Origin of the sequence: Arenibacterium halophilum (genome assembly GCF_005938225.1) — a bacterium.
GTDB lineage: Bacteria > Pseudomonadota > Alphaproteobacteria > Rhodobacterales > Rhodobacteraceae > Arenibacterium > Arenibacterium halophilum.
In genome coordinates, this window is record NZ_VCPC01000001.1 from 1,023,209 (window position 1) to 1,049,803 (window position 26,595).

The 26,595-nt window shown below is 62.5% G+C and carries 28 protein-coding genes and 2 tRNA genes; 11 read left to right on the forward strand and 19 right to left on the reverse strand.

The annotated features are described in order from the left end of the window. Positions 1–32 precede the first annotated feature (32 nt). Genes FGK64_RS04890 through FGK64_RS04900 form a run of 3 tightly spaced genes read right to left on the reverse strand, consistent with a single transcriptional unit; the run spans position 33 to position 3,048 of the window. Positions 33–1,103 (reverse strand): phosphotransferase, encoded by a 1,071-nt coding sequence (locus tag FGK64_RS04890; protein ID WP_138862649.1) that lies wholly within the window; start codon positions 1,101–1,103, stop codon positions 33–35. Further along, positions 1,100–2,290, reverse strand: coding sequence for an acyl-CoA dehydrogenase family protein (locus FGK64_RS04895; RefSeq protein WP_210236537.1), 1,191 nt, complete (start codon positions 2,288–2,290; stop codon positions 1,100–1,102). Before FGK64_RS04895 ends, FGK64_RS04890 begins: the two co-directional genes overlap by 4 nt. Beyond that, positions 2,287–3,048, reverse strand: coding sequence for an SDR family NAD(P)-dependent oxidoreductase (locus tag FGK64_RS04900; RefSeq protein WP_138862650.1), 762 nt, complete (start codon positions 3,046–3,048; stop codon positions 2,287–2,289). Before FGK64_RS04900 ends, FGK64_RS04895 begins: the two co-directional genes overlap by 4 nt. Before the next feature lie 613 nt (positions 3,049–3,661). Between FGK64_RS04900 and FGK64_RS04905 the strand changes: the two genes are divergently transcribed. Continuing rightward, positions 3,662–4,810: a CaiB/BaiF CoA transferase family protein gene (locus tag FGK64_RS04905; RefSeq protein WP_138862651.1), complete on the forward strand. Its 1,149-nt coding sequence runs from the start codon at positions 3,662–3,664 to the stop codon at positions 4,808–4,810. Positions 4,811–4,948: 138 nt separating this feature from the next. Here the strand turns inward: FGK64_RS04905 and FGK64_RS04910 are convergent. The 14 genes from FGK64_RS04910 to FGK64_RS22120 all read right to left on the reverse strand — a co-directional run bounded on the left by FGK64_RS04910 (position 4,949) and on the right by FGK64_RS22120 (position 13,142). Beyond that, positions 4,949–5,023 (reverse strand) — tRNA-Phe (locus FGK64_RS04910). Between the two features lie 81 nt (positions 5,024–5,104). Continuing rightward, positions 5,105–5,320: a DNA gyrase inhibitor YacG gene (locus FGK64_RS04915; RefSeq protein ID WP_138862652.1), complete on the reverse strand. Its 216-nt coding sequence runs from the start codon at positions 5,318–5,320 to the stop codon at positions 5,105–5,107. Further along, complete coding sequence (locus FGK64_RS04920; RefSeq protein ID WP_138862653.1) at positions 5,317–6,351, reverse strand: ribonuclease E/G; 1,035 nt, start codon at positions 6,349–6,351, stop codon at positions 5,317–5,319. Before FGK64_RS04920 ends, FGK64_RS04915 begins: the two co-directional genes overlap by 4 nt. Then, positions 6,351–6,932, reverse strand: a complete 582-nt coding sequence (locus FGK64_RS04925; protein ID WP_138862654.1) for a Maf family protein — start codon at positions 6,930–6,932, stop codon at positions 6,351–6,353. The genes FGK64_RS04920 and FGK64_RS04925 overlap by 1 nt, the downstream gene beginning before the upstream one ends. 81 nt (positions 6,933–7,013) lie before the next feature. Continuing rightward, positions 7,014–7,232, reverse strand: a complete 219-nt coding sequence (infA, locus tag FGK64_RS04930; protein WP_010137880.1) for a translation initiation factor IF-1 — start codon at positions 7,230–7,232, stop codon at positions 7,014–7,016. 133 nt (positions 7,233–7,365) lie between these two features. Then, positions 7,366–7,953: a GNAT family N-acetyltransferase gene (locus FGK64_RS04935; protein WP_138862655.1), complete on the reverse strand. Its 588-nt coding sequence runs from the start codon at positions 7,951–7,953 to the stop codon at positions 7,366–7,368. Beyond that, positions 7,950–8,342, reverse strand: a complete 393-nt coding sequence (locus FGK64_RS04940; protein ID WP_138862656.1) for a ketosteroid isomerase-related protein — start codon at positions 8,340–8,342, stop codon at positions 7,950–7,952. The genes FGK64_RS04935 and FGK64_RS04940 overlap by 4 nt, the downstream gene beginning before the upstream one ends. Next, the gene (locus FGK64_RS04945) at positions 8,339–8,800 is read right to left on the reverse strand and encodes an arsenate-mycothiol transferase ArsC (RefSeq protein WP_138862657.1); all 462 of its coding nucleotides are present in this window, start codon (positions 8,798–8,800) and stop codon (positions 8,339–8,341) included. Before FGK64_RS04945 ends, FGK64_RS04940 begins: the two co-directional genes overlap by 4 nt. Position 8,801: 1 nt before the next feature. Next, entirely contained in the window at positions 8,802–9,281 is a 480-nt protein-coding gene (locus FGK64_RS04950; RefSeq protein ID WP_138862658.1) for a UPF0262 family protein, read from the reverse strand. Positions 9,282–9,290: 9 nt separating this feature from the next. Further along, entirely contained in the window at positions 9,291–10,592 is a 1,302-nt protein-coding gene (gene hisD / locus FGK64_RS04955; RefSeq protein WP_138862659.1) for a histidinol dehydrogenase, read from the reverse strand. A 50-nt stretch (positions 10,593–10,642) separates the two neighbouring features. Next, complete coding sequence (locus FGK64_RS04960) at positions 10,643–11,158, reverse strand: anthrone oxygenase family protein (protein ID WP_138862660.1); 516 nt, start codon at positions 11,156–11,158, stop codon at positions 10,643–10,645. Positions 11,159–11,231: 73 nt separating this feature from the next. After that, positions 11,232–11,711: a DUF2948 family protein gene (locus FGK64_RS04965; protein ID WP_138862661.1), complete on the reverse strand. Its 480-nt coding sequence runs from the start codon at positions 11,709–11,711 to the stop codon at positions 11,232–11,234. Further along, positions 11,708–12,979 carry a UDP-N-acetylglucosamine 1-carboxyvinyltransferase gene (murA, locus tag FGK64_RS04970; RefSeq protein WP_138862662.1) on the reverse strand — a complete coding sequence of 424 codons (1,272 nt, stop codon included), beginning with the start codon at positions 12,977–12,979 and terminating at the stop codon, positions 11,708–11,710. The genes FGK64_RS04965 and murA overlap by 4 nt, the downstream gene beginning before the upstream one ends. Position 12,980: 1 nt before the next feature. Beyond that, positions 12,981–13,142 carry a hypothetical protein gene (locus FGK64_RS22120; RefSeq protein WP_171053972.1) on the reverse strand — a complete coding sequence of 54 codons (162 nt, stop codon included), beginning with the start codon at positions 13,140–13,142 and terminating at the stop codon, positions 12,981–12,983. Positions 13,143–13,226: 84 nt separating this feature from the next. On the opposite strand from FGK64_RS22120, the gene FGK64_RS04975 reads away from it, so the two are divergent. Further along, positions 13,227–13,301: transfer RNA gene (locus tag FGK64_RS04975), tRNA-Thr, on the forward strand. Between the two features lie 174 nt (positions 13,302–13,475). On the opposite strand, the gene FGK64_RS04980 is transcribed toward FGK64_RS04975, so the two are convergent. Continuing rightward, positions 13,476–14,216 carry a helix-turn-helix domain-containing protein gene (locus FGK64_RS04980; RefSeq protein ID WP_171053973.1) on the reverse strand — a complete coding sequence of 247 codons (741 nt, stop codon included), beginning with the start codon at positions 14,214–14,216 and terminating at the stop codon, positions 13,476–13,478. Between FGK64_RS04980 and FGK64_RS04985 the strand changes: the two genes are divergently transcribed. Further along, positions 14,206–15,156, forward strand: a complete 951-nt coding sequence (locus FGK64_RS04985) for a cysteine dioxygenase family protein (protein WP_138862664.1) — start codon at positions 14,206–14,208, stop codon at positions 15,154–15,156. The genes FGK64_RS04980 and FGK64_RS04985 overlap by 11 nt on opposite strands. A 133-nt stretch (positions 15,157–15,289) precedes the next feature. On the opposite strand, the gene FGK64_RS04990 is transcribed toward FGK64_RS04985, so the two are convergent. After that, positions 15,290–16,261, reverse strand: coding sequence for a LysR family transcriptional regulator (locus FGK64_RS04990; protein ID WP_138862665.1), 972 nt, complete (start codon positions 16,259–16,261; stop codon positions 15,290–15,292). Between the two features lie 267 nt (positions 16,262–16,528). Between FGK64_RS04990 and FGK64_RS04995 the strand changes: the two genes are divergently transcribed. The 8 genes from FGK64_RS04995 to FGK64_RS05030 all read left to right on the forward strand — a co-directional run bounded on the left by FGK64_RS04995 (position 16,529) and on the right by FGK64_RS05030 (position 26,477). Continuing rightward, the gene (locus FGK64_RS04995; RefSeq protein ID WP_281280391.1) at positions 16,529–17,500 is read left to right on the forward strand and encodes a 3-hydroxyacyl-CoA dehydrogenase family protein; all 972 of its coding nucleotides are present in this window, start codon (positions 16,529–16,531) and stop codon (positions 17,498–17,500) included. Positions 17,501–17,542: 42 nt separating this feature from the next. Beyond that, positions 17,543–18,514, forward strand: a complete 972-nt coding sequence (locus FGK64_RS05000; RefSeq protein WP_138862667.1) for an NAD-dependent epimerase/dehydratase family protein — start codon at positions 17,543–17,545, stop codon at positions 18,512–18,514. Positions 18,515–18,603: 89 nt separating this feature from the next. Further along, positions 18,604–19,548 (forward strand): ABC transporter permease, encoded by a 945-nt coding sequence (locus FGK64_RS05005; RefSeq protein ID WP_246057674.1) that lies wholly within the window; start codon positions 18,604–18,606, stop codon positions 19,546–19,548. A gap of 39 nt (positions 19,549–19,587) precedes the next feature. After that, positions 19,588–20,613: a sugar ABC transporter substrate-binding protein gene (locus tag FGK64_RS05010; RefSeq protein ID WP_138862668.1), complete on the forward strand. Its 1,026-nt coding sequence runs from the start codon at positions 19,588–19,590 to the stop codon at positions 20,611–20,613. Positions 20,614–20,725: 112 nt separating this feature from the next. Next, positions 20,726–21,697: a sugar ABC transporter substrate-binding protein gene (locus tag FGK64_RS05015; RefSeq protein ID WP_171053975.1), complete on the forward strand. Its 972-nt coding sequence runs from the start codon at positions 20,726–20,728 to the stop codon at positions 21,695–21,697. 67 nt (positions 21,698–21,764) lie between these two features. After that, positions 21,765–23,894 carry an ABC transporter permease gene (locus FGK64_RS05020; RefSeq protein WP_138862670.1) on the forward strand — a complete coding sequence of 710 codons (2,130 nt, stop codon included), beginning with the start codon at positions 21,765–21,767 and terminating at the stop codon, positions 23,892–23,894. A gap of 1 nt (position 23,895) precedes the next feature. Beyond that, a complete protein-coding gene (locus tag FGK64_RS05025; protein WP_138862671.1) occupies positions 23,896–24,963 on the forward strand; it encodes an SMP-30/gluconolactonase/LRE family protein in 1,068 nt (355 codons plus the stop codon). Then, a complete protein-coding gene (locus tag FGK64_RS05030) occupies positions 24,960–26,477 on the forward strand; it encodes a sugar ABC transporter ATP-binding protein (protein WP_138862672.1) in 1,518 nt (505 codons plus the stop codon). Before FGK64_RS05025 ends, FGK64_RS05030 begins: the two co-directional genes overlap by 4 nt. Positions 26,478–26,595: the final 118 nt, after the last annotated feature.

A 26,595-nucleotide genomic window follows, 5' to 3' on the forward strand; every position in this document is an offset into this window, starting at 1 on the left:
ACACCCCGCCGGAAAGTGTCAGCGGCCCGCCGTCAGCGGCAGGCCTCCATTGCGTCAATCGCCAGCGCGACAAGGCGCGGATAGGCCGCCGCGCGTTCCGCCGCATGGGCAGACGATGCCTGCCCGCGCGCCACGCGCCCCTTGATCCCGTGAAAGATGGCAGCGATGCGGAAGAAGTTGAAGGCGATGTAGAAATCATAGTTGGGAATGCCGTCGCGGCCGGTGTTGGCGCAATATTCCGCGACGTATTCGGCCTCGGTTGGCAGCGACAGGCTGACCGGGTCGGAATCGCCGATCCCGGCGACGATGTCGGGCGGCATCCGATACATCAGCGCGTGATAGGCGAAATCGGCCAAGGGGTGGCCCAGCGTCGACAGTTCCCAATCAAGCACCGCCAGAACGCGCGGTTCGGTCGGGTGGAAGATCATGTTGTCACAGCGGAAATCGCCGTGGACGATAGTGCTTTCGTCGCCCTTTGGGATGGCGGTCGGGAGCCATTCGATCAGCCGGTCCATACCCGGATCGCGGCCAGCGTCCTCGTCCGCCAGATAGCTTTTTGTCCACCGCCCGATCTGGCGCTCGAAATAGTTGCCGCGCCGCCCGTAATCGCCCAGCCCTACGGCCTCGGGGTCGAACCCGTGCAGCTGCGCCAGCACGCGGTTCATCTCGGAATAATAGGCGCGGCGTTCGGGCGCGGGCACATCGCGAAACGCGGCATCCCAGAAGATGCGGCCCTCGACCATGTCCATCACGAAGAACATCGACCCGATGATGCTGTCGTCGGTGCACAGGCCGTGCACCTTGGCCACCGGATAGCCCTGCGCGTGCAGCGCGCTTAGCACGCGCGCCTCGCGATCCACCGCATGGGCGCCCCCGGCCAGCTGGCCCAGCGGCTTGCGCCGCAGCACATAGGCGCCGCCCGGCGTCACCAGCTTGAACGTGGGGTTCGATTGGCCGCCCTTGAACTTGAACAGCGTCACGGGGCCCTTGAACCCCGCGACGTTGTCCTGCAACCAGCCCAGCAGCCGGTCCATGTCGAACCCGTGGTCGTCGCCCACCGGATCGACTCCGACATTGGCCTCAGTACTCAGCGCATCGCTCATTCGGCGTTGGCCTTCTTCCAGTCGCGCTTGATCTTCTTGGCAAGGCTCCACTTGTGGACCTCGGTCGGGCCGTCATAGATGCGGAAGGCGCGGATTTCGCGGAACACCTGTTCGACGATGGTATCCTCGGTCACACCCTGCCCGCCCATGACCTGCACGCAGCGGTCGGCGACGCGCATCAGCGCCTCGGACACGGCGACCTTGGCCATCGAGCTTTCGACCGTGCCCAGAACGCCGGTGTCCAGCACATCGGCGCACCAATAAACCATCAGCTCGGCCTGTTTCAGGTCGATCATGTTGTCGGCCAGCATGAAGCCGACGCCTTCGTGATCGACCAGCGGCTTGCCGAAAGCCATGCGGCGGTTGGCGTAATCGCTGGCAATTTCATTGGCGCGGATGCAGGCGCCCAGCCAGCGCATGCAGTGAGTCAGACGCGCGGGCGCCAGACGCACCTGCGCGTATTTGAATCCCTCGCCCGACTGGCCCAGCATCTGGTCGGCAGGCACCCGCAGGTTGTCGATGGCGACCACCGCATGACCGCCCGGCATCGAGCTGTCGATGGTGTTCATCACCCGTTCTATGCGGATCGCCGGGTTCGGCAGATCGACAAGGAACATGCAGGCGCCATCGTCGGATTTCGCCATCACGATACCCATACCCGCGCCTTCGGCCCCGGTGATATAGGTCTTGCGGCCGTTGATGACCCAATGGTTGCCATCGGGTTTGCAGGTGGTCAGCATCATCGACGGGTCCGAGCCCGCGCCGCCATCTTCGGCCGGTTCGGTCATGAAGAAGGCCGAGCGCATCTGCCCCGCGACCATCGGGTCAAGGAACCGCTGTTTCAGCTCGGGCGAGCCGACCTTGCCCAGCAGGTACATGTTGCCTTCGTCCGGCGCGGCCACGTTGCAGGCCACCGGCCCCAGCGGCGACAGGCCCGAACGGATCAGCACCGCCGCCGTTTCGCGGTGGGTCAGGTGATCGCCACCGTCAAGGATATGCGGCGTCAGCACGCCTGCCTTGCGGGCAAGCTCTTTCAACTCGTTCGCGAGTTCGTCGGTTGGCCCGTGCGAGGTACGGCGCGGGTCTTTTTCAAACGGGGCAACGGTGCCCCGCACGAAGGTTTCGACGGTGTCTGCAATGGCAATCGCACGGTCGCTCATGCCGGAATTATCAAGTGCAAATGTCATTTCGGCGCCATCCGGATCGCCCCGTCCAGGCGGATGGTTTCGCCGTTCAGCATGATATTCCCGATGATCGAGCCGACCATATGGGCGAATTCTGTCGGGTCGCCCAGACGCGGCGGGAACGGCACCTGGCGGCCAAGGCTGTCCTGCGCCTCTTGCGGCAGCGAGGCCATCAGCGGCGTCAGGAACAGCCCCGGCGCAATGGTCATGACGCGGATGCCATATCGGGCGAGCTCGCGCGCGATGGGCAGGGTCATGCCCACGATCCCACCTTTGGAGGCGGCATAGGCCGCCTGCCCGATCTGCCCGTCAAAGGCCGCGACCGAGGCGGTATTGATGATGACACCACGTTCCTCGCCCAGCGGTTCGGCGGTGTGCAACGCAGCCGCGAATTTCGAGGCCACGTTGAAAGAGCCGAACAGGTTCACATTCACGATGCTGGTGAAATCCTTCAGCGGAATGGCGTTGCCTTCGCGGTCGATCACCTTTTTCGGCGGCCCGATACCGGCACAGTTCACCAGAATGCGCGCCTTGCCGTGCAGGCCCTCGGCCTCGGCAATGGCGGCTTCGACTTCCGATTCATCGGTCACGTTGACCTTGATGAATGTCCCGCCGACCTCTTTCGCCTTGGCCTCGCCCAACTCGGCATTCAGGTCGAAAATCGCCACCTTCGCTCCGGCCTTCGCCAGCATTTCAACCGTCGCGCCGCCCAGGCCCGAGGCACCGCCCGTCACGATTGCCGCCTGTCCTTCGATGTTCATCTGCGTCTTCCTTTCGTCAAATCCTTGGCCGCGCGTATCGCCGGCCAGTCTTCAGTATTTCGGTTGCCCCTGACCGGCGTGCCGGTCGCGGGCGCGGCGCCCCACGCGGATATCAGCGCATCCACCCTCGCCTGTCACTTCCGCTGCACATGCCTGGCCCTGCGCCGTGTCCCGGGTCTGCGCAACCCCGATGTTTTTGCTGAACCACGGCTTTTGCCTCTCCCTCATCTTCTGGCAAGACCACCAGACATCCCCCGGATCGGCCGCAGCCAGATGCGGCGGTGGCATATCATCGGCATCCTGCAGCTAGAAAATCACCCCCCGCCGAAGACCGTATAAGACGCGCGGGCGGTTAGAAACAGAAACCCGGCGTCACAACCCTACGTTACGTCACCCAAACCTGCATCACGTCACCCAAAAACGGAGAATTCGGGCCCGGGGTCGCGCATCTCAAGCCCGATCCCTCCGAATGCGTCCGGCCATCAACCAGCGGATTCGACGAAATTATCGCTGGAAGACCTGCTCGAGACGTTGCACCCTTTGGGCGCGTTGGGTGATCGCCAAGATCGGGATCGGCGCACAGGACCAAAACAACCGAACCGAAGGAACCGCCATGTCCCGCCCCCCGCTTTCCGGCCTGCGCATCATCGAATTGGCCGGTATCGGCCCCGGCCCCTTTGCCGGGATGATGCTGGCCGATCATGGCGCCGAGGTGATCCGGGTCGAGCGCATCGGGTCGGGCAAGGCCGGGCCACAGATTCCAGCGGAAAAGGATATCCTGCTGCGGTCGCGCAAGACGATCGAACTGGACCTGAAAAACCCAGAGTCGCAGGCCGTTCTGCTGGATCTGGTGCGCAAGGCCGACGGGCTGATCGAAGGATTTCGCCCCGGTGTGATCGAACGTCTGGGCATTGGCCCCGAGGTACTGCACACCGCCAACCCGGCACTGGTAATCGGGCGCATGACGGGCTGGGGCCAGACCGGGCCGATGGCCCCGATGGCGGGGCACGACCTGAATTACATCGCGATCTCGGGCGCCTTGCACGGAGTTGGCCGCAAGGGTGAAAAGCCGGTGGTGCCGCTGAACCTGTTCGGAGATTTCGGTGGCGGCGGGATGATGCTGGCCTTCGGAATGCTGGCCGCACTGCACCACGCGCGCGCCACCGGAGAGGGCCAGGTTGTCGATGCGGCGATGACGGATGGCTCGGCCCTGCTGTCAGCCATGATCCACACATTCCGGCAGGTTGGCATCTGGCAGGATGACCGCGGTGTGAACCTTCTGGATGGCGGCGCGCATTTCTACGACACATACGAAACCCGTGACGGCAAGTATGTCAGCGTCGGTGCGATCGAACCGCAGTTTTACGCGACCCTGCTGGATCGCCTTGGCCTGAGCGATGACCCGGCCTATGCCCGCCAAATGGATGCTGACAGATGGGACGACATGCGCGACGGGCTGGCCCAGCTGTTTCTGACCCGCACGCGCGATGAGTGGGATGGCATCCTGCTGGGCACGGATGCCTGTTATGCCCCCGTCCTGTCGCTGGACGAGGCGCCCCATCACCCTCACAACACCGCGCGCGGCACCTTCGTGACCGCAGGCGGCATCACCCAGCCCACCCCCGCGCCGCGTTATTCCCAAAGCCCAACCATCGCCCCGCGCATGTATGACACCACGCTGGATACCGACACGGTTCTGGAAAGCATCGGCTATGACGCGCCCCGGATCGCGGCGCTGAGGGACGCCGGTGCCGTGCGGTAATCCGGCATGAACGGCATGACAATCAGCGAAGGATCGAAGCCCGAACGAAACCTGCCCCAGCGCCAGAGGCATGCTAGCTACAAGCCGCCTCGGCCCGCAGCCGCACGCGTCTTCATCTTGACCGGATTTCGGTAAAAATGGTGCCCGGGGGCGGAATCGAACCACCGACACGAGGATTTTCAATCCACTGCTCTACCCCTGAGCTACCCGGGCACGGGGAAGGGATGTCCCTTCGGGTTGGGGCGTTCTAGGGCGATGTGGCGGGCGTGTCCAGAGGGAATTTTGCCAATCGGCTCAATGCGGTTTGCGGCGGTTGCCTGGGCCTTCCGATACGTCAGACTCGCGGGCCTCTGACAGGGCGCGATCCAGGTCTTCCTCATCTTCCAGGCGATGCGACGGGACGGCGTAAGAGCCTGTCAGCCAACGGCCCAGATCGCGGTCGGCGCAGCGGCGCGAGCAGAAGGGGCGGTAGGCTTTTACCGTATCTTCACCGCAGATCGGGCAGCTCATCGCGGCACCTCGGCGCGGATATCAGACAGCGCTACGCGCCCGCGTTTGCGTTGCAATTCATAGTGGCCCAGCGCGGTCCAGCCGACCAGCGTGGTTTCCTCGGGGTCGGTGCGAAAGGCGCCGCGCAAGGCTGATTCGACGGTGCGGCGGTCTTTCTTGGGCATCGGTGCGAAATCCACCACCACCTGACCGCCGAGGCCACGCAGGCGCAGCGCGCGTGGCAGGGCGCGGGCGCAGGCGAGGTTGGCGCGCAGGCCTGCGGCCGGAGAGGTATCACCGCCCGTGTTCACATCGACCGCAACCAGAGCGCGCGTCGGTTCGACATACATATGCCCGCCGCCGGACAGCGGCACCGAGGCCCCCCGTGCAGCATCGATGCCATCCAGCGCGCCCGAGTCTTCCAGCGCGGCGGCGCCTTCCATCACTTCGGCGGGCAACGACCAGTCGCGCCAGGCCAGCGTGTGGGGGCCATCGCCCTCGGCCAGAAGCTCGACCTCGGTTCCTTCGTCCTGCATGACCTGACCGGCCAGCGTCAGCATCGCGGCGATGTCATCCTCGATCGCGTCAGCATCAGCCCCGTCGCAAGCCGAGCGCAGGATCAGCCCCGCAGGTTGTTCGCCCGCCGCGCCGTGTGCGATTTCAAGCAGCCGGTCGCGTTCGTCTTCGTCGCGGATGCTGCGCGAAATGTTCAACCCCGGGGCATCGGGCGTGACGATGGCGTAGCGGCTTTTGAACAGCAGTTTCGTGGTGACCGGAATCGCCTTGCCGGGTTCGGCATAGCCTGACACCTGCACCAGCAGCAGCGCGCCCGGCGCCAAGCCCTTGACCTGACGCAGGAAAGCCGGGCCGTCGGGCGTGGTCAGGAACATGCCGCCCTGCCCTTTCACCGGGCGGTCTGCACGCGCGCGATAGATGGTGCCAGGCGCGGGCGCATCGCCTTCGACAAACAAATCATCCAACTGGCCGTCTACCATCAGGGCGGCCACATCGCGCCCGTTCAGGTGGCTCAGAACCACGGTATTGCCCTTCATCACAGGCCCTCCAAAGGCGTCAGTCCGGCCGAGCGCAACAGGTTTGCGGTTTCCGCCAGCGGCAGGCCGACGATGCCGGTGAAAGACCCCGAAATCCAGGGGATCAGCGCACCAGCAGGCCCTTGAATGCCATAGCCGCCGGCCTTGCCCTGCCAGTCGTTGCTGGCAAGGTAGCCGTTCAGCTCGGCGTCCGACAGGCGTTTCATGCGGACCTGGCTGACGACATCGCGCTGCCAGATGCGGTCACCCCGGCGCACCGCGACCGAGGTGATGACCTGATGGCGGCGCCCCGACAGCAGGGTCAGAAATTGCGCGGCCTCGGCGGCGTCAGCGGGCTTGCCCAGGATACGGCGGCCCAGCGCCACGGTGGTATCGGCGCAAAGCACCACATCATCGGGGTCGGCCACCACGGCCTGCACCTTGGCGCGGGCGATGCGCGCGCAATAGGGGCGCGGCAGTTCCGCGCGAAGGGGCGATTCGTCGATATCGGGGGGGCGGACATCGGCAGGCGTCAGGCCAAGCTGCGCCAGCAGGTCAAGCCGCCGGGGGCTGCCAGAGCCCAGAATCAGGCGCGGGTGCATGGGGGCGCTGTCCTAACGGGTGCGCGGCTGCAGGTCGCGTTGCGACCCGCTATCCCGCGTCGCGCAAAGCAATGCCTCGCGCTATTTGAAGCGATAGTTGATCCGGCCCTTGGTCAGATCGTAGGGTGTCATTTCGACTTGCACCTTGTCGCCCGCCAGAACACGGATGCGGTTCTTGCGCATCTTGCCTGCCGTGTGCGCGATGATTTCATGGCCATTCTCAAGCTCGACCCGAAATGTCGCGTTAGGCAGGAGTTCCTTCACGACGCCGGGGAATTCGAGAATATCTTCCTTGGCCATGTGGTCTCCGTCTTTGAAATGTCCGCAGGGGTGCGGAACGTGCGCTTAAATGGTCCCAAACGCCCGGATTTTCAAGTGGTCAATGCGGTTCGGCACCATTTTGTTCCGCACCTGATGTCGCAGGTGCAGCCGGTCACAGCTGGCGCGACCAGAATTGCAGGGATTTTTCCGTCTCTTGCGGCTGATCCACATCGCGCCAGCGAAAGCGCGCAATCACACCGGGCAGCGGGGCATAGCCACGTTTGCGCCAGAAACCGTCCAGGGGCTGGTAATCCGATGGCTGCAGCGGGTGGTCGGGCGGGCGCAGGACAGAACAGAATGCCGCGCGCGACAGCCCCAGCCAGCGGGCGTGCGCTTCGCGATGGTCGAAAAAGCCATGGCCAAGGCCCTGCCCCCGCCATTCGGGCAACAGCACGGACTCCGCACAATAGAAGATGTTGCCGATGTTCAGCCCGGAGTCGTCGAACGCCTCGGCGAAATCCGCCGCGTGGTCGGACAGCGGCGCGCCGGTTGCCGCCCCCACCAGCCGGGTGCCGTCAAAGGCCCCCACGACGACCGCGCCCGCGCTGGACCGGAACCGGTCCAGATAGTCGCGCTCATAGGCCAGATCGCCATCGTAGAGGTAGGGCCAGTCGCAGAACACCGCGATGCGCAGGCGTGCCACATCCTCCAGCGCGCCGTCCAGCGCCGCGCCGGTCAGCACCCGTAGCGCAGCGCTCACTTTACCTGCGCCATCCAGTCGGCGAGGTTGTAATAGGTGGTGACGCGGGCGATCTTGCCGTCGCGGATGTCAAAGAACGACCCCGCCGGGAGGCGATAGGACTGGCCGCGTGCTTCGGGCAGGCCTTCGTCGGTTTCAAGGTAGGTGCCGTTGACCATGTATTCCGCCGCCGCGCGCGTGCCCCCTGCCCCCGAGAAAATCACCATGTCGGTCAGGTTTTCGCGGTAGCAACGGCTCATATGCGCGCAGAATTCGGCGAAGGCGGGTTTGCCGGTGCGAATCTTGCCCTCGTTGACGTGGTGGGCCACATCATCGGTCAGGCAGTCCAGCATCGCATCGGTATCGCCCGCATTGAAGGCATCGAAATAGGTCTTTACGCAGTCGGTCATTGCACTTCCGTCGGTTCGCCCCAGCGGGCCTTGAGCCGCCCGACGATCTGGTCGCGGGCCTGTCGGTAATTGGCCAGCTTGGCCTCGCGGCCATCGCCCAGCCCGGTCGGGTCAAGGATCGGCCAATACTCCACCTCAAGATGGAAGAATCGTGTCAACTCCAGCGCGCGGCGCTGGCTGGCGGGCGACAGCGCCACCACCAGATCGAAGGACGACAGATCGTCGCCCCATTGTTCCATCTCGTCGAAACTGCGCGAGCGGTGGCGCGACAGTTCCACGTCCATCTCCTGGCACACGGCAATGGAGAACCCGTCGATTTCCATGTCGTTGCGCACCCCGACCGACTGCACATAGGTCCCGGTGCCGTAAAACTTCTTCATGATGCCCTCGGCCATGGGCGATCGCACCGCGTTGTGATCGCAGCAGAACAGAACCGACTGGGGCAGCGGTAAGGTCACATCAGCCCCCGAAGTGCAGCACGCAGATCAGGGTGAACAGGCGGCGGGCGGTATCGGTATCGACATCGACCTTGCCTTCCAGACGTTCCTGCAACACGCGGCTGCCTTCGTTGTGGATGCCGCGCCGGGCCATGTCGATGGTTTCGATCTGGCTGGGCGGCAGGGTTTTGACGGCGGCGAAATAGCTTTCGCAGATCTGGAAGTAATCCTTGACCACCTGCCGGAACGGCCCCAGCGACAGGTGGAATTCGGCCGCCTTGTCGTCGCTTTCGGTTTCCACGTCGAACACCAGCCGTTTCTCGCGGATCGACAGGTTCAGCCGGTACGGCCCGTCGGGCGCGTCACGCCCGTCGCGTGATGGCAGGGTAAAACTGTTGTCTTCCAGCAGGTCGAAAATCGCCACGCGGCGTTCCTGCTCGATTTCCGGGGTCGGCGCGGGCAGTCCCGCGTCGTCAAGGGCAATGTCAAAGATACGCGACATGGGGCCGGTTCACCTGTTCAAATGGTCAAGACGGGCGCGCACCGAAAGCCCGTGTGCCTCAAGACTTTCGGACGTGGCCAAGCGTTCCGCCGCAGGTCCGATAGCACGCAGCGCCTCCGGAGTCATCTGCGCCATGGTGGTGCGCTTGAGGAAATCCATCACCGACAGGCCCGAGGAGAACCGCGCCGAGCGCGCCGTGGGCAGAACGTGGTTCGGGCCGCCAACGTAATCGCCGATCGCCTCGGGCGTCCAGTGGCCCAAAAAAATCGCGCCCGCGTGGACGGTGTGTTCGGCCAGCGCCACCGGATCGGCCACGCACAGTTCAAGGTGCTCGGGCGCGATGCGGTTCGACAGCGCCGCCGCCTGAGCCATGTCGGACACGGTGATGACCGCGCCGAAATCACGCCAGCTGGCCCCCGCAATCGCGCGCCGTTCCAGCGTTTCCAGCCGCTTGTCGACCGCGGCCGCCACACGCTGGCCGAATTCGGCATCGTCCGCGATCAGGATCGACTGGGCGCTTTCGTCGTGTTCCGCCTGGCTGAGCAGGTCAAGCGCGATCCAGTCCGGATCATTGTCGGCATCGGCAATCACCAAAATCTCCGACGGACCCGCGATCATGTCGATCCCGACCTTTCCGAAGACGCGCCGCTTTGCGGCCGCCACATAGGCGTTGCCCGGGCCGGTGATCTTGTCGACCGGCGCGATGGTGTCGGTGCCATAAGCCAGCGCTGCAATCGCCTGCGCCCCGCCAATCCGATACACCTCGTCCACCCCCGCCAGTTGCGCCGCCAGCAGAACCAGCGGGTTCACCACCCCATCGGGCGTGGGCACGGTGATCGCCAGCCGTCCGACCCCGGCCACCTTGGCGGGAATCGCGTTCATCAGCACCGAGGAGGGGTAAGAGGCCAGCCCGCCCGGCACATAGAGCCCAGCTGCCGAAACCGCGCTCCACCGCCAGCCCAGCGTTGCGCCGTCCGGGTCCGTCCACATCTGGTCGGCCGGCATCTGGCGCACGTGGTAGGCGCGGATACGTTCGGCCGCCATCTCCAGCGCGGCGCGGTCCTCGGGGCTGACCGCTTCGACGGCGGCGGCAATCTCTTCCGGCGAAAACGCCATCGTCGCTGGCGTCAGCTCGATCCGGTCGAACCGCGCGGTCAGGTCGATCACCGCCTGATCTCCGCGCGCGCGCACATCGGCGATGATTTTCGCCACGGCGGCGTCGACATCGGGGCTGTCTTCCCGCTTGGCACCCAGCAAGGCGGCAAAGCGGGTTTCAAAATCGGGCGCGGCGGCATCAAGAAATACGGGCATGGCAGGACTTTCAGTGGCTCACCCTGCCATAGCGGCGCGGGGCCGCGATCTCAAGCGGCGGCTGCGTCCCCGGCGCGGGGCAACCGCATCAGCGCCACCCCCACCAGCAGCAGCACGATACCGGTTGCCACGGTGCGAATGGTGTTCCACAGCTGCCAGTCGGGCGAATATTCGGCCCAGACCTGTTCGGCCAGCCCATCGGGAAGCGGCAACGCCACCTGGGCCAGCGCCTCGTTCATCGGGACGTTTACCGCCATGGTCAGCACCACGCCCCCGAACAGAGAAATTACGCCCGCCAGCCCGAACAGCCCCGCAGACAGACCCTCCCGCGCGCGCCACCCTACCAGCGCGGTTGCCAGCAACACGAAAGGCGTGCCGAAAAACGCTGGCGCAAACACGCCATTGCGGACCGAGGCATTCATCGCCTGCATCGCCGCAATCGCGGTGTCAGGCTCCAGCCGGTCCAGCCCCCACATGGTCGAGCAGACCCAAGCGTAGAAAAACCCGAAGATCGCCCCCGACAACAACAGCGAAATCAGCGCCATACCGCGCAGCAATCCGTTCATTGAAAACGTCCCTTGCTCAAATGCCTTGCCTGCCCCCCCGTGATACGCGGCGGCAGAAGATTTCCGTCGCGGATTATTCCGGATGGCCAGGTTTATTGTGCGAGGGCGCCTGATAGGGCCGGGTCACATCGCGCAGGGTGACCTCGACCGCCTCGACCTGCAGCCGGATCGCGCCATCGCCCGCCAGCGTGATCTCGATATGGCCGGCGCCATCTTCGCCCGGTTGGAATGTCACCGACAGGATCGACAGGATCAAGTCGCGGTCGGACCGGTCCAAACCCTGACTGGCCACCGACAGCACCGTGTCAAAGACCAGAACCGCCTGTACCCGTTCGAACGCGCGCTGAAGACGGGTGGCCGCTTCGGCATCTTCCCAACGGAACCTGTTCAGCAGAATTGCAAACCGGCGCTCGACCCGGCGGAACTGCATTTCCGTCACCGGAAACACCGCATCCTGCACCAGCGTCGAAATCACCCCCAGATCATCCGCGTCCAGCGCGCCAAGGTTCAGCGGCGCCTCGCGGCCATCTTCGAATCGCGCGTCTTCGCTCACTGGCCCACCACCCGCTCGATCTGTGCGCCCACGCCGCGCAGCTTGCGCACGACATGCTCGTACCCACGATCCAGGTGATAAACCCGACTGACTTTCGTGTCGCCTTCGGCAGCCAGACCGGCAAGGATCAGCGACACGCTGGCGCGCAGGTCGGTCGCCATCACGGGTGCGCCCTTCAGGCGTTCGACCCCGGTGACCTTGGCGCTGCCGCCATGCACGTCGATCCGGGCGCCCATGCGCATCAGCTCCGGCGCGTGCATGAAGCGATTTTCAAAAATCGTCTCTTCCAGATTGCTGACGCCATCGGCGGTGCACAGCAGCGCCATCATCTGAGCTTGCAGGTCGGTCGGAAAGCCGGGGAATGGCTCGGTCGCGACATCGACGGCGGAGATGTGATCGGACCGGCGACGCACCGAAAGCCCTGCCTCGGTCTCGGTCACATCAACGCCGGCCTCGTCCAGCTTGTCGCAGAAGGCCGCCAGCAGATCACGCCGGCCGCCCAGCAGTTCGACCTCGCCGCCGCAGATCGCGGGGGCCAGCATATAGGTGCCCAGCTCGATCCGATCTGTCACCACCGGATGCGTCGCCCCGCCCAGCCGGTCGACGCCCTGAACGGTGATCGTATCGGTGCCATCGCCCTCGATCTGGGCGCCCATCTTGCGCAGACAGTCGGCCAAGTCGACGATCTCCGGCTCGCGCGCGGCGCGCTTTATCACGGTGGTGCCCTTGGCCAGCGTTGCTGCCATCAGCGCGTTTTCCGTCGCCCCGACCGACGGGAACGGGAATTCGATGACCCCGCCGCGCAAGCCCCCCGCTGGCGCCTTGGCATGCACATAGCCATCGCGCAGGTCCATCTCGGCGCCCAGCGACTCGAGCGCACGCAGGTGCAGATCGACAGGCCGCGCCCCGATCGCGCAGCCGCCTGGCAGCGACACCACCGCATGGCCGTCGCGCGCCAGCATCGGCCCGAGCACCAGGATCGAAGCGCGCATCTTGCGCACGATATCGTAGTCCGCAGTGTGGTTGTTCAGATCATGGCTCGACAAGGCGAGCACCTTGCCGCCCTGAAGGCTGGCCACTTCAGCCCCCAGCGAGCCAAGCAGATCGGTCATGGTGCGGATGTCCGACAGGCGCGGCGCATTGGTCAGCGTCAGCGGTTCATCGCTCAGCAATGTCGCCGGCATCAGTGTCAGACAGGCATTCTTGGCCCCCGCAATCGGTATCTGCCCCGACAGCGGGCCGTTGCCCGTCACGATAATCGAATCCATCTCAACTGCCCTCTTCGCTGCCCGGTTTGCCCGTGTTGTCCCCCGCCCGCGCCTTCGCCTGCGCCTTGCGCCGCGCCAGATTCGCCTTCAGCGCGGCCTTCAGCCGATCATCACGTGTGGGCGCCGGTTTGGCACCCTTTTCGGGGGTCTTTCTGTCTGCCATGGCCCCTTCCTAACGCAAGCAGAAAAAACCGTCCAGAATGCCCTTGCACCACGCCCGCTTTGCGTCTAATCAGCCGCCCACGGCGCTGCTGTAGCTCAGAGGTAGAGCACTCCCTTGGTAAGGGAGAGGTCGAGAGTTCAATTCTCTCCAGCAGCACCACTTCCCTTTTGAGGATAGCGGAACCGGGCACCCCCAAGGGAGCTTCCGGTGTTTCTTGCCATGTGGTTACCGGCGACACCAATGGCGCCAGAAATCAATTCCTTGGCGACGACACGCCAGGGAGAAGGCGCCATTTCAAGCAATCGTTGGCGCCCGGCTTCGTGACGGAGCGGATCAATCGCTGCCGGCGTGAGCCTCGCCAAGTGATTTGACGATGGAGCCGAACAGGTCGGCGATCTTGTCGCGCTTTTCGGCAAGGCTTTCTGCCAGACCGTGAACGCCCAGCGCGAGAGGCCGATGCCCCGGCGGGGACGGGATAATCGTCGACATCATTGCGGCGTCCCAATGTGCGGTGGGACGCAGCAATTCGCGGGCCCGAAGAAAAGAGATGTCCATCTTGCGATGTTCGGCAAGGCGGTGCAGCAGATCGGCTTCGCTGAATTCGTCCTGCTCCAACTCACCCAGCTCGATCGTGCGAAGATATACGGAAATCGCATCGGCGATGCTTGATCGCGCGAGAAACAGCCATCCAGTCCCGGATTGAACAAGAAGTCGCCGCGTGCCTCGAAGAATCTTGATGCCCCCGTGCCCATGCAGGGTTTCGACATATTCCAGATAGATATCGTTCGTTGTCGCAAGAACGACGGATTCGCCAACGGTCTCGCGCAGCAGATACATCGCTTCGAGCACCGCCGTCTGTTCATAATCCTGGCAATTCAGCCAAGACCCAAGATGGGCAACTCGCGCTGCCGGATAATACCGGTGGCTCGTATCGTCGAACTCCATATACCCAAGGTCAACCATGCACTTCAGAAGGGCATTGACGCTCGAGACCGGATGACCGAGCCGTCTTGCTAGATCGCTGAGCCGTGCTGGCTCGCGGGTCCTTGCGAAATCCTCAAGAATGCGGAACACCCGCTCGGCAGATTTGACGCTGTGTCTGCTCATTTCTGCACTGCACCTCCATCCCTGCACTGCAGCCCCGTCTCTTGACCTGTTCTACGCGACAGCTGCGGCCACGGGGAAGCAGGTCCTTGATGTTTCCACATATGTGCAAAGTTTGCGAGCGCCGAGACGCAGTCACGCGCCGCTGCACGCGCGTCAGAGGCGCAAAATTTCAGATGGCTGTAAAAACGGCGGTCCAATCGGCCGCGCCTTGCCTGAAATCAGCGCGCGAAATAGCAAATTGCCTATTGGCCCGCCTCTTTTCGAGGATCGACTTAGCGCAATCGGGCCCTTCAATGGGAGAGATGATATGATCAAGGCGGCAGAAAAATTCGTCAGCGACGTGCGCGCGATTTACGAGCGCGAAGACGATATGGAGACCCGGTTCGACCAGATTCGACCGTTGCTTCAGGAGCTTCTGAAAGATGAGGAACTGAAGGAAGCCTCAAAGGCGTGGCCTTTCCGGAACGAACCCGAGAAAGGCTATATCGAGAACCTCCTGTTCTACGAAGATCCGGATCACAAATTTGTTCTGAATTCGCTGCTGAAGAAACCGCACGAAAGCACGCCTGTCCACGATCATGCGCACACCTGGACCCTGTACGGCGTGCTGCGGGGAACCGAAACCGTCATTCGCTTCGAGCGGACGGATGTCGTTGAAAATGAAACCCCGAGCGAGGACCACGCCGATCTCAGGAAGATTTCCGAGCATCAAGTGACCCCCGGCTATATCGACTTCGTCCGCCCCTATGACATTCATGTCGAGCACACGGGAGAGGAACCCGTTGTGGGGGTCATCTTCCGGGATCAGCGGGTCGGCGGGTTTCTTCAGAACTATTACGACGCCGATACCGGCAAGATCAAAAAGACGAAGGGCCCGACCCAGATTCCCTACGATCTGGAGGCCTGACGCGGGCGGGTCAGCCCGGCCACCGGGCGCGACCAAGGTATGGCACCGCCTACCCTGCCCTGGGTCATGGGTATCAACCGCCGGCCATTTTGGTCGGCGGTTTCAATTTGTGACGTGCCCCGGTAATTTCCGTTCACACGAGCTCTTTATACGCGGCCCGGATCCGCTCCAGCAGCTGCTTTTCGACCGGTGACAGCCGGATATTCCGGTCGTAGATCAGGTACAGCGGCATCGCGATCTCTACGTCCGGGGTCTCGACGATGCGCAATCCAGACCCCGTCAGATCGTCTGGCAACGTGCTCTGATACACGAAACCGGCGCCGATATCGGCGCGGATCGCGTTCAGGATGGATTCGGGATGACCGAAGGCAAGAACGCTGTTTGTTCCGGCCACACCCACCGCCCGCAACGCCTCGTCGATCAACTCGCTCGCCATGGCCATCTGGCCTTTTGGCGGCGTGACCAGCGGGATCGAGGCAAGGTCTTCGCGTCGTGCGACCGGCCCCACCAGGCGGCTGTGGGACGCTGCGACAAGATACAGTGGCTCTCGCCACAACAGCTCGGTCTTGAGCCGGGACGTATCGCGGCTGTGGTCGATCAACGTCACGCCAAAATCGGAATCCCCGGACAGAACCGCCTCTGTTGCCACATGGGGTGTCGCGACCGACAGGGAAATATGGACCAGCGGGTTCTCTTTCTTGAAGGCGATAACCACGTCCGACAGCTTGTACGACCCTGCAACCATAGAGGCCGCCATGCGGATCTTGCCGATCACGCCACGCTCTATGTCGGCAAGATCAAGGAACATTTCGGAGCTGCGCTGGATGATCTCTTCCGCCCACGCGTGAATCCGCTGTCCCGGCAATGTCAGTTCGATATTCCGCCCCGACTTGCGCACCAGCTTGGTATCGAGGCTCTGCTCCAGACTGCGCAAATGGGCGCTGACGGCCGGTTGTGCGACGCTTAGATGCTGCGCCGCACGTGTCACGCTGCCGTAGCGCGCCACCATGCAGAACACATGGAGCTTGTGCAGCGTCAGGTTGCCCGCGCGCAGCGCCTCGCGCGGCAGCGCGGTGTAGCTTGTATCGGTCGGATTGGTCGGCATCCAGACGCTCCCCTGCCTGCCCGAACACGGAACAGTGCGGCCGCTCTCGCGACGGCAACCTGCTCACCCCAGCCTGATCGGCTGGCCCAAGGCTAGCCAGCATCCGCCCACCGTCAAGCCAAATGATAACCAGACACTTATGAAAAGTCGACTCATAGGTATTGGACGCGGGGGTGTTGAGCGATGACAAATGACCACCACGCTGCCGAGGGGGATCGAGTGATCGGCAGGTGGGACCAAGAGGAGTTTACTATTTTGTCTGACGCGATGTTCGGGGAGAATCCGCCCCAAGGCGGGAAAATCTGCGTGGTCGGAGCCGGCTTCATGGGATGCGTGATCGCCACGCTCTACGCCCATCACGGCTATGAGGTCGCGATCTGCGACAGCGATCCCGCAATGCTGCGCAGCTACCATGATCGGGCGAACCCGATTGCCGCGAGTCTGCTGGGCTACGCGGCGGGAACAGACGCGATCCTTGCGCGTGTCGAGGCAGAGCCGGATCTGACCAAAGCCGTCGAAGGCGCGTTTCTGGTTCACGAAGCGGTGCAGGAAGTTCTCGATGTCAAACAGGCGCTGTTCGAAACGCTGGACACGCTGTGTCCGGCTACGGTCGTGCTGGCAACGAACACATCGTCCTTTCTTATCTCCGATATCTCTGCCCGAATGCAGAACCGTCAGCGGGTGATCGGGATTCACTTTGTGACGCCCGGGCATATCATTCCGGTTATCGAACTCATCAGCGCGGCCGACACCCCGGCCGAGCTGGTGGCGTGGAGCAGAGCCTTCGTGGACTCGCTGGATCATGTCGGTGTCGCAATTCTTGAACGCCCTGGTTTCCTCGTGAACCGCATCCAGTTCGCGATGCTGACCGAGATCTATCGCCTTATGGACGAGGGCCTCGCCTCTCGCGACGACATCGACAACGCGGTGCGGCTTAGCCTTGGGCCAAGGCTTGCTTTGTGGGGGCCCCTTCTGACGGAAGATCTGATCGTTTCGAAGAAGACGGCGCTGGCCGTCACCAACTCGATCTACGAGCAGACCGGCGACGAGAACTACAAGGGCCGCCCCGTGCTCGAAGACATGGTGCGCCAGGATCATCTCGGCGCGATCACGGGGCGCGGCTGGTACACATTTGCGGGGACAAGCGAAAGCGTGGTCGAGACCCGCGATCAACAACTGTCGGCGCTGCTGGCCTGGTTGAAAGAGGCCAACACGGTGGAGGCGCTCAATGTCCGGTAACTTGACCAACCTACCTCTTCTCTTATCGATGGGAGTGCTGTCATGATTGTGTTGGTCACCGGCGGCCTGGGTGTGAACGGCGCATTCGTGACGCGGCAACTCGTCGAACGCGGGCACCGGGTTATCGTTGTCGACCGCCAGCGAGACGTGTCTCTGCTGGGCCCCGCAGCGGAAAAAATCGACCTGCGCCATACCGATATCCTTGATCGCGATGCAATGGCGCAGCTGATGACAGATCAGAAGGTTGATGCCGTCATTCACATGGCCGCGCTGATCACCGGGATCGACGAAGACCCGCTGAAAGGGTTCATGGTCAATGGCCTTGGTGCCGTGCAACTGATGGACGCCGCGCTTGCGTCCGGGGCAAAGCGTTTCGTGTATACAAGTTCGCGTGCCGTTTACGGAAACATCGTGGGCGAACACGCACATCCAACCTATCGCCCGGTTGACGAGGGCCAGCCGCTCGAGGCGCACAGCGTCTATGATGTGACGAAGCTCAGCGGCGAGCTGATGGGGCGCACCTTCGCCAAACTGGGGCTCGAGTTCGTCGCCCTGCGCTTTTCAACGATCTACGGGCCCGGCAAGCTTGTCCGGCATGGCCCTATGGGCATCCTGTCACGGATCATCGAAAACGGGATGCTGGGTATCCCCTTGCGTCTTCCGCAGGGCGGAGAAGAGCGGGACGATATCATTTACGTCGGCGATGTTGCCCGGGCCTGCGTGGCTGCACTCGAACACGAGAAACCGGCGCATCACGCCTACAATATTTCTTCGGGAACAGGTGTCACGCTTGGCGAATTCGCCGACGCGGTGAAGGCACACGCACCCGGCGTGGACTTCGAGATCGGTCCCGGCCTCGACTTCTTCAATGCCGGCGTCCGCTATGCCGGCGTTCTGGACAACACGCGCGCCCACGACGACCTGGGGTTCGCGCCACAGTACGGCCTGTCCGAAGGCATCGCCGACTATATCGCCACAATGCGTGACCTTGGGCTTTCGCCCACTGCAACCTAGGCCGAAGCCGGGTGCAGCAAGACATCAAACGGGGAGGACGACAGCACATGCAGAAAATGCTGAAAGGGGGATCGATCAGTCAGGAACAAATGGTCCTGATAATCTCTGCTGCCCTTTTTGTGATCTTCTCGATCACGCTCGACAGTTTCTTGCAAGTTTCGAACCTGGTTTCGCTTCTGCAGAACGTATCGATCCTTGGCATCCTCGCCATCGGCATGGCCGTGGTGATCATCGGACGCGGCATTGACCTGACGATGGTTGCGGTGATGGTCTTTACCGTCGGCTGGAGCTTTTCGCTGCATCTTGACGGCATGTCGATCGGGATCGCGCTTGCCCTGGGCTTTGCGCTGGCGCTGCTGATCGGAACGGTAAACGGGTTCCTGATTGCCTATGTCGAGATTCCGGCGATCTTCGCCACCCTCGCCATGGCCACCGTTATCGCAGGGCTGGGCCGGTTCGCACTGGTCGAGTCCGATACCATCTTCATCACCAGCGATCTGGGACTGATCGGACAGTTGGGATCGGGCCGCATCGGATCGGTCATTCCGATGCCGGTTGTCATATTCCTGCTGCTGGCCTTCGTCGTCTATCTTGCCCTGCGGTACACGCGCTACGGGGCCTTCATCTACGCGATCGGCGACAACTACCTCGCGGCCCGCAACAACGGTATCGCGACGCGGCCGATGACGATCCTCGCCTATGCGGTATCGGCGGCGATCGCCTTCTTTGCAGGTCTGATCATGGCGACAACCGTGTCAACCGTGAACGCGCGCCTGGCCAATTCGACGCTGGTCTATGACATCATCCTGGTGGTCGTCATCGGCGGCATCGGGCTGTCGGGCGGCAAGGGCAGCATTCGAAACGTCCTGTCCGGGACGCTTCTGATCGGCCTTCTGCTGAACGGCATGACGATCATGAACATCAGCTATTCGGTCCAGAACATCATCAAGGCGCTGATCCTGCTTGCCGCCATCATCTTGGATTCGCTTCTGAACCCGCGCGACGAACAGACCTCCCAGCAAGGCGACATCTGATCCGCCGGACCTGGGCAGACAACACTGGAGGAGGACAACATGAAACTGCGACTGACCGGAAGATTAGCCACCCTGACCGGCCTGATGTGCGGCGCCATCGGCATGGCCGCGCCCGCGATGGCCGAACGACCCGATGACGGGCTCTTTGACATCTACTCAAGCGCATTCGAGGGCAAGACGGTGGCCTTCGTGCCAATATCGGCCAACTACGATCTGACCGAGGGCTGGATCGCCGCGCTGGAGCATAGCGCAGAGCGTCTGGGCTACGAGTTGCAGATCCGCGACCCCAACTGGAACATCGACGCGGGGGCGCAGGCGCTTGAGCAGTTCATCTCGGAAAAGCCGGACATCCTGATTTTTCAGAACAACGACATGCACGCCTATACCAAGCTGGTGCAACGGGCCATGGCCGCCGACATTAACGTGATCCAGATGAACCTGAAGACACCGGTGAACTCCGACGCATTCATCGGGGGCGACTGGTACCAGGTCGGCGCGGACGAAGCGATGGAAGCGGTCCGGCTGTGCGGCGAAGGCACCTCGGGCAAGGTCGCCATCATCCAGGGCCCGGTCACAAGCCCGCCCAGCCTTCTTGGTGTTGCAGGGATCGAGGACACGCTGGCGGAACATCCCAATATCACCATCGTCGCCAATCAGGCTGCCGATTGGGATGCATCCAAGGCACACGCCATCGCCTCGACCCTTATCAAGCAGCACCCCGATCTGTGCGCATTCGTTGGCCTTTGGGACAACATGGACATCGGTGCGGCCGCTGCCGTTCGCGAAGCAGGTCTGGCCGACAAGATCAAGGTGATTACGGAAGGTGGCGGCCACCAGAAATCCGGGTGCGACAACATCAAGAACGGCATGTTCGCATCCTACGTGAAGGTGGACACGCGCGATCAAGCCAAACAACTGGCCTCGGCGGTGGAAACGCTGCTGCAGGTTTCGCCCGAGCCGGGTTCGCAGCCCTTCGGCCTTTACACGGCCAATCAGCTTCTGACGCCCGAAACCGTGGCCGACACCGACTGCTGGACCGTCGATCAGGTTCGATCCGGCGGATGAGCATTGCCGCGCGCGCCCGAACGGCGCGCGCGAAAAATAAAACTGGGAGGAACAAGACATGAATTTTTTTGGCGTAAAATCTGCCCTGCGGGCTGCCGGAGTTGCGGTCGCAATGATCGGCACGGCGGGCATAGCCCATGCGGAACGACCCGATGACGGGCTGGTCTTCAAGTATCAGGAGGCCGTGAAAGGCAAGACTGTCGCCTTCGTGCCCATCTCCATGGGGTTCGATCTGACGCAAGGCTGGGTGGCTGCGGTGCAGCGCGAGGCGGATGCCCTGGGCTATGAGCTGATCATCCGCGACCCTAACTGGAGCGTCGACGCCGGGGCGCAGGCCCTCGAACAGCTTATCGGCGAACAGCCCGATATCCTGATCTTTCACAACAATGACACGCAGGCATACACCAAGCTGGTCCAGCGGGCGATGAGCGCAGGGATCAACGTCATACAGATGAACCTCAAGACGCCGGTCAATGCCGACGCCTTCGTTGGGGGGGATTGGTATCAGGTTGGAGCGGATGTCGCGAAAGAGACCGTCAAGCTTTGCGGCGAGGGTACGTCAGGCAAGGTCGCGCTGGTACGCGGCCCGGTCACGAGCCCGGCCAGCCAACTGGGCGTCGTCGGGATCGAGGACGTTCTGGCAGACCACCCCGAAATCGAACTCGTCGCCAACCAGGCGGCAGACTGGGATGCCTCGAAGGCCCACGCCATCGCATCGACCATCATCAAACAGCATGACGATCTGTGTGCGTTCATGGGTCTGTGGGACAACATGGACGTCGGTACCGCCGCGGCCGTCCGCGAGGCTGGCAAGCAAGGGCAGATCAAGGTCGTTACCGAAGGTGGCGGCAACCAGGAGTCGGGCTGCAACAACATCGAGAACGGCGCCTTCACGTCCTACATCAAGGTCGATACGCGCAGCCAGGCGCACCAGCTTGCGAATGTGATCTCGATCCTGCTTCAGCAGTCACCCGAGCCGGGCTCCATGCCCATCGGCCTTTACACCGCGAACCAGGTCATCACGGCCGACACGCTGACCCCCTCTTCGTGCTGGACCATCGATCAGATCAAGGCAGGCAACTGAGCGATGCCATCGGAGCGGCCGCGCACAGGGGTACGCGGCCACTCTCATCAAATTCTGGAGCGCCCAAATGAGTGCAAGTGAAACCTTCATGCGCTGGCGGTATCGGCTCGTGCCGGACCATGTTGTCGGTGAAATTCTGTCGAAGAACTGGATCGACAACGCCATTCCAATGATCTTCCTCGGCTTCGCCGTGCCCCTGTTCGCCTTCATCCTTCCCGGCGTTCTGTCGACAGGCAGTCTGGCCATCCTTGCGCGGGTGCTTGGCGAATATCTCTTCATCGCGATCGGCATGACGATGGTGCTGAAGGCCGGGGGCATCGACCTGAGCGTCGGGTCCAACTTCGCACTGTGCAATTTCGGCGCGCTCTACCTGGTCAACGCGATGGGTCTGCCGCTGATCGTGGTAATCCCTGTGATCCTGCTGCTGGGCGGCTTCGTCGGCGCGATCAACGGGTTTCTCGTGGGCTACCTGCGGCTGCGCGCCTTCCTGACCACCCTCGTGACACTGATCCTTGTCCGCGCCGTGGTCGAGCTTCTATCGCTGAACTACAGCGTCGCGGCCTCCTACTCCGAAACCCCGGTGCCCGCATGGGACTATCTGGGAACGGCAGACATACTCGGCGTGCCCTTCAGCCTTGTGGTTGCGGCGGTTGTCGCCATCGTGGCGCACACCCTGATGACCCGGTTGCGGTTCGGCTGGCACCTCAGCGCCGTCGGTGGATCGCGGCGCTCGGCCTACAACATCGGCCTTCCGGTCAATCGGATCGTGGCACAAACCTACATCTACAGCGGGATTTTCACCGCGGCGGGCGCGCTGTTCTATGCCTCGCGCCTTGGCAGCACCAGCGGGACAGTTGGTATCGGGCTGGAAATCATCATTCTGACGGCCGCGGTGCTTGGCGGCAACAGCCTTGGCGGCGGGCGCGGTTCGGTCACCAAGGCCATCATCGGGACCGTGATTGTTGTTCTGGTGTCCAACGCCCTGATCCGCATGGGACTGCGGACTGGTGCCAGCGAACTGGTTCTTGGTTCGATCATGCTGGCGGCTGTGGCGATCGACGTGAAATGGATGAAGAACCGGATGAAGGTTCTGAACAAGGCCTATGTGTCGCCAACCTATCTGGCGCTGCCGCCGAACCCGGAAACCCGCGAAGGATCGGGGTCGATCTACGAGGTGAACAACAGGCTCGGCGAGGCCGGTGTCATTGGTCAGGGCGAACTTGACGGTCCCGAGGACGTGATCCTTGACGAAGACGATCACCTGTATTGCGGCAGCCGCCACGGCGACGTGATCCGTTTTTTCGCACCCGATTACACACGCCACGAAGTCTACGCCCATATCGGCGGTCACCCTCTTGGCATGGCCTTCAATCGCGACCAGGAACTGGTGGTCTGCGTCGGCGGCATGGGCCTGTACAAGATCACGCGCGACCGCGAGGTGGTGAAACTTTCGGACGAAACCAACCGGTCGCTTCTGTCGGTGATCGACGACTCGCGGATGCGGATTGCGGACGATCTGGACATTGCGCCGGATGGCCGGGTCTTCTTCTCCGAAGCCACCATCCGCTACAACACCAGCGAATGGATGCTTGACGCGATTGAGGCGCGCGGGAACGGCCGACTGATCTGCTACGACCCGAGCGACGGGACATCGCGAACGATCCTGTCGAACCTGAAGTTCCCCAACGGTATCTGCATGTGCGACGACGGGCAGTCGTTCCTGTTCGCGCAGACCTGGGATTGCAGCATCACCCGCTATTGGTACGACGGGCCCAGAAAGGGCGAGACCGAATCGGTCATCCCCGATCTGCCGGGATATCCCGACAACATCAACCGGGCGTCGGACGGCAACTTCTGGTGCGGGCTGGTGGGGATGCGTTCGCCCACCTTCGATCTGGCGTTGCGGATGCCGCAATATCGCAAGCGCATGGTGTACCGCGTTGCCGCCGACGAATGGATGTATCCGAACATGAACTTCGGGTGCCTCATCAAGTTCGACATCGACGGCAACATCCTTGAAGTGCTGTGGGACCGCGAAGGCGCAAAGCATCCGTCGCTGACTTCGATCCGCGAACACAAGGGCAAGCTCTATCTGGGCGGTCTCTTCAACGACCGGATCGGTGTCTACGACATCCCGGGCGCCGATCCCAACTGGACGGGCATCTCGCATTACTGGGGAGACAAGGACAATGGGTAACATGTTCACCCGGTACTTCGACCGGCTGCGCGGCAGTGGCGAGGCCGCCATCACCCTGCCCCCGATGGACGGTGCGCTGCGTCCCAACAACCGCATCGAAGAGGCCGATGAAATCGCGGCTGTGGACGCGCCCGACAATCTCGTTCGCCACAACGGCGGCCTGATCTTCAGCAGCGGCTCGACGCTGCACAAGCTGGAAGAACACGGCGCAGTCGCACAGATCGCAACCGAGACAAGCGCCGTGTGCTGCCTTGCCAGCCATACCTCGGGCGCGTTGGCCATTGGTCTGGAAGAGGGGCAGATCATCATACGTGGCGGCGCGCATGACGGGCAGTCCTTCACCTCGCTTGGCGATACGCAAATCGTGGCGCCAAGCGCGATGGTCTTCGAGGATGCCGCAACGCTCTTGATCTGCCTGGCGAGCCAGGTGCACGGAATGGCCGAATGGAAACGGGACCTGATGACATTCGGCGCATCAGGTTCGGTCTGGAGACTGGACCTTATAACTGGCGCGGCCCGGTGTCTTTCGCGCGATCTTGCCTTTCCAAGCGGCATCGTGGCACGGGACGACGGTGCGGTACTGGTGTCGGAAAGCTGGCGTCACCGCGTGATCACCATCGCGGATGGCGGAGAACCGGGCGTGGTTCTGGACGAACTGCCGGGATATCCGTCGCGGTTGATCCGAGGCGACAACAACGATCTGTGGCTTTGCATCTTCGCCCCGCGCACCCAGCTGATCGAGTTCGTGCTGAAAGAACGCGCCTACCGCGAGAGAATGCTGGCCGAGATCGATCCCGAATACTGGATCGCGCCATCGCTGCACGCTCCGATATCCTACCTTGAACCCATGCAAGGCGGCGGCCTGAAGCAACTGGGCGAGTTGAAGCCGTGGGCCCCATCGCGCTCTATCGGACTGGTAGTTCGGCTCGACGCCGACGGGCGACCGCTGGAAAGCCTCCATTCGCGAGCAAACGGGAAACGTCACGGTATCACAAGTTGTCTGCCGGTTTCGGGCGGTCTTCTGATCGCCTCGAAGGGTGGGGACACAATCTTGAAGGCAACAACATGAGCTTTGATGCGGCAAAGACCGAACCTTTGGTCACAATGCGGAACGCCACCAAGGAATACAGGGGCGTTCCTGCGATCAAGAATGTCGATTTCGAACTGGCACCCGGAGAAATCCACGCTCTGCTGGGCGAAAACGGCGCGGGCAAATCGACCCTGACCAAGATCATGGCCGGCGTGACAGAACTGACCTCTGGCGAAATGCTTCTTGAGGGGCGCCCCGTTTCCTTTGCCACGCCCGCCGAGGCGCTGAACAACGGAATCGCCATGGTGTTTCAGGAAACCAGCCTGGTGCCGTCCATGTCGGTCGCGCAGAACCTGTATCTGGGGGAAGAGAAGTTCTTTAACCGGCTTCGCGGCGTCTATATCGCGGCCCAGCAATTCATGCAGTCGCTGAACTTTGATGTCGACCCCTGGGCCGATGTCGGAACGCTGGGGGCCGCCAAGAAACAGATGGTCGAAATTGCCCGCGCCGTCCGGCAAAAGGCCCGGGTCATCATTTTCGACGAACCGACGGCGACCCTGACCCCGGAAGAGAAGCGACACTTCTTCAACCTGGTCCGGCAGCTGAAGGACCGCGGCGTATCGGTCATTTTCATCAGCCACGCGCTGGAAGAGGCCCTGATGATCGGAGACAGGATTTCCATTCTCCGTGACGGCGAACTCGTGGATACGGGACCGGCCGAGAGCTTTGACCGCAACTCCATCGTGCAATCCATGGTCGGCAGGACCCTTTCGGAAGAGCTGTACCAGGATCACGAATCCCAGAAGGTGCGCCCGACCGGCAAGAAGGTTCTGTCGATCCAGAATCTGTCCATGTCAAAGGTGGTGAAGAACAATTCGTTCTCGGTCTACTCGGGGCAGATCACGGGGATATTCGGCCTGATCGGATCGGGCCGCACCGAGGCGGCAAAGGTCATATCCGGCATCTACAAGCGCGATTTCTTTCACGGCGGAGAGGTTCGGCTGAACAACAGGCCCGTTCGCTACCGCACGCCATTGAAGGCGGTCAAGGACGGGATCGTTTATGTCACCGAGGACCGAAAGATCGAAGGTTTCTTCGAGAACATGTCGATCGCCGACAACATCCACCGCGCCGCGCAGGCCGCAAATGTCAGCTCGGGCGTCATACTGAATTATTCCGAGATCGGCAGGATGGCGAAAGAGTGGAGCGAGCGACTGAACATCAAGGCGATCAACTCGAACGCGCGAGTGATCGAACTGTCCGGCGGCAATCAGCAGAAGGTGGTGATCGCCCGTGCGCTTGTTCAAAAACCCAAGGTCGTCATCTTCGACGAACCGACCCGCGGCGTCGACGTTGGGGCCATTTCCGAAATCCACCAAATTCTGAATGAATTGGCGGATCAGGGCATCGCGGTGGTGGTGATTTCGTCCTACCTGCCCGAGATCATGAACATTTCCGACCGCATCCTCGTGTCGCGTGCCGGCCGGATCGTCGAGGAGTTCACCCCTGACGAGGCCACGGAAAAACGCATCATGTTCGCTGCGGTCCACTAGCGCCCGCAGTCCCTCGCCGACCGGAAAACTGTAGCACGTCGCGCCCTGACGGGCGCGATTCAAGGCCACCCAATGCTCCCCGCATAGAAATTTCTACATATGTGCAAAAGTCGAGTCG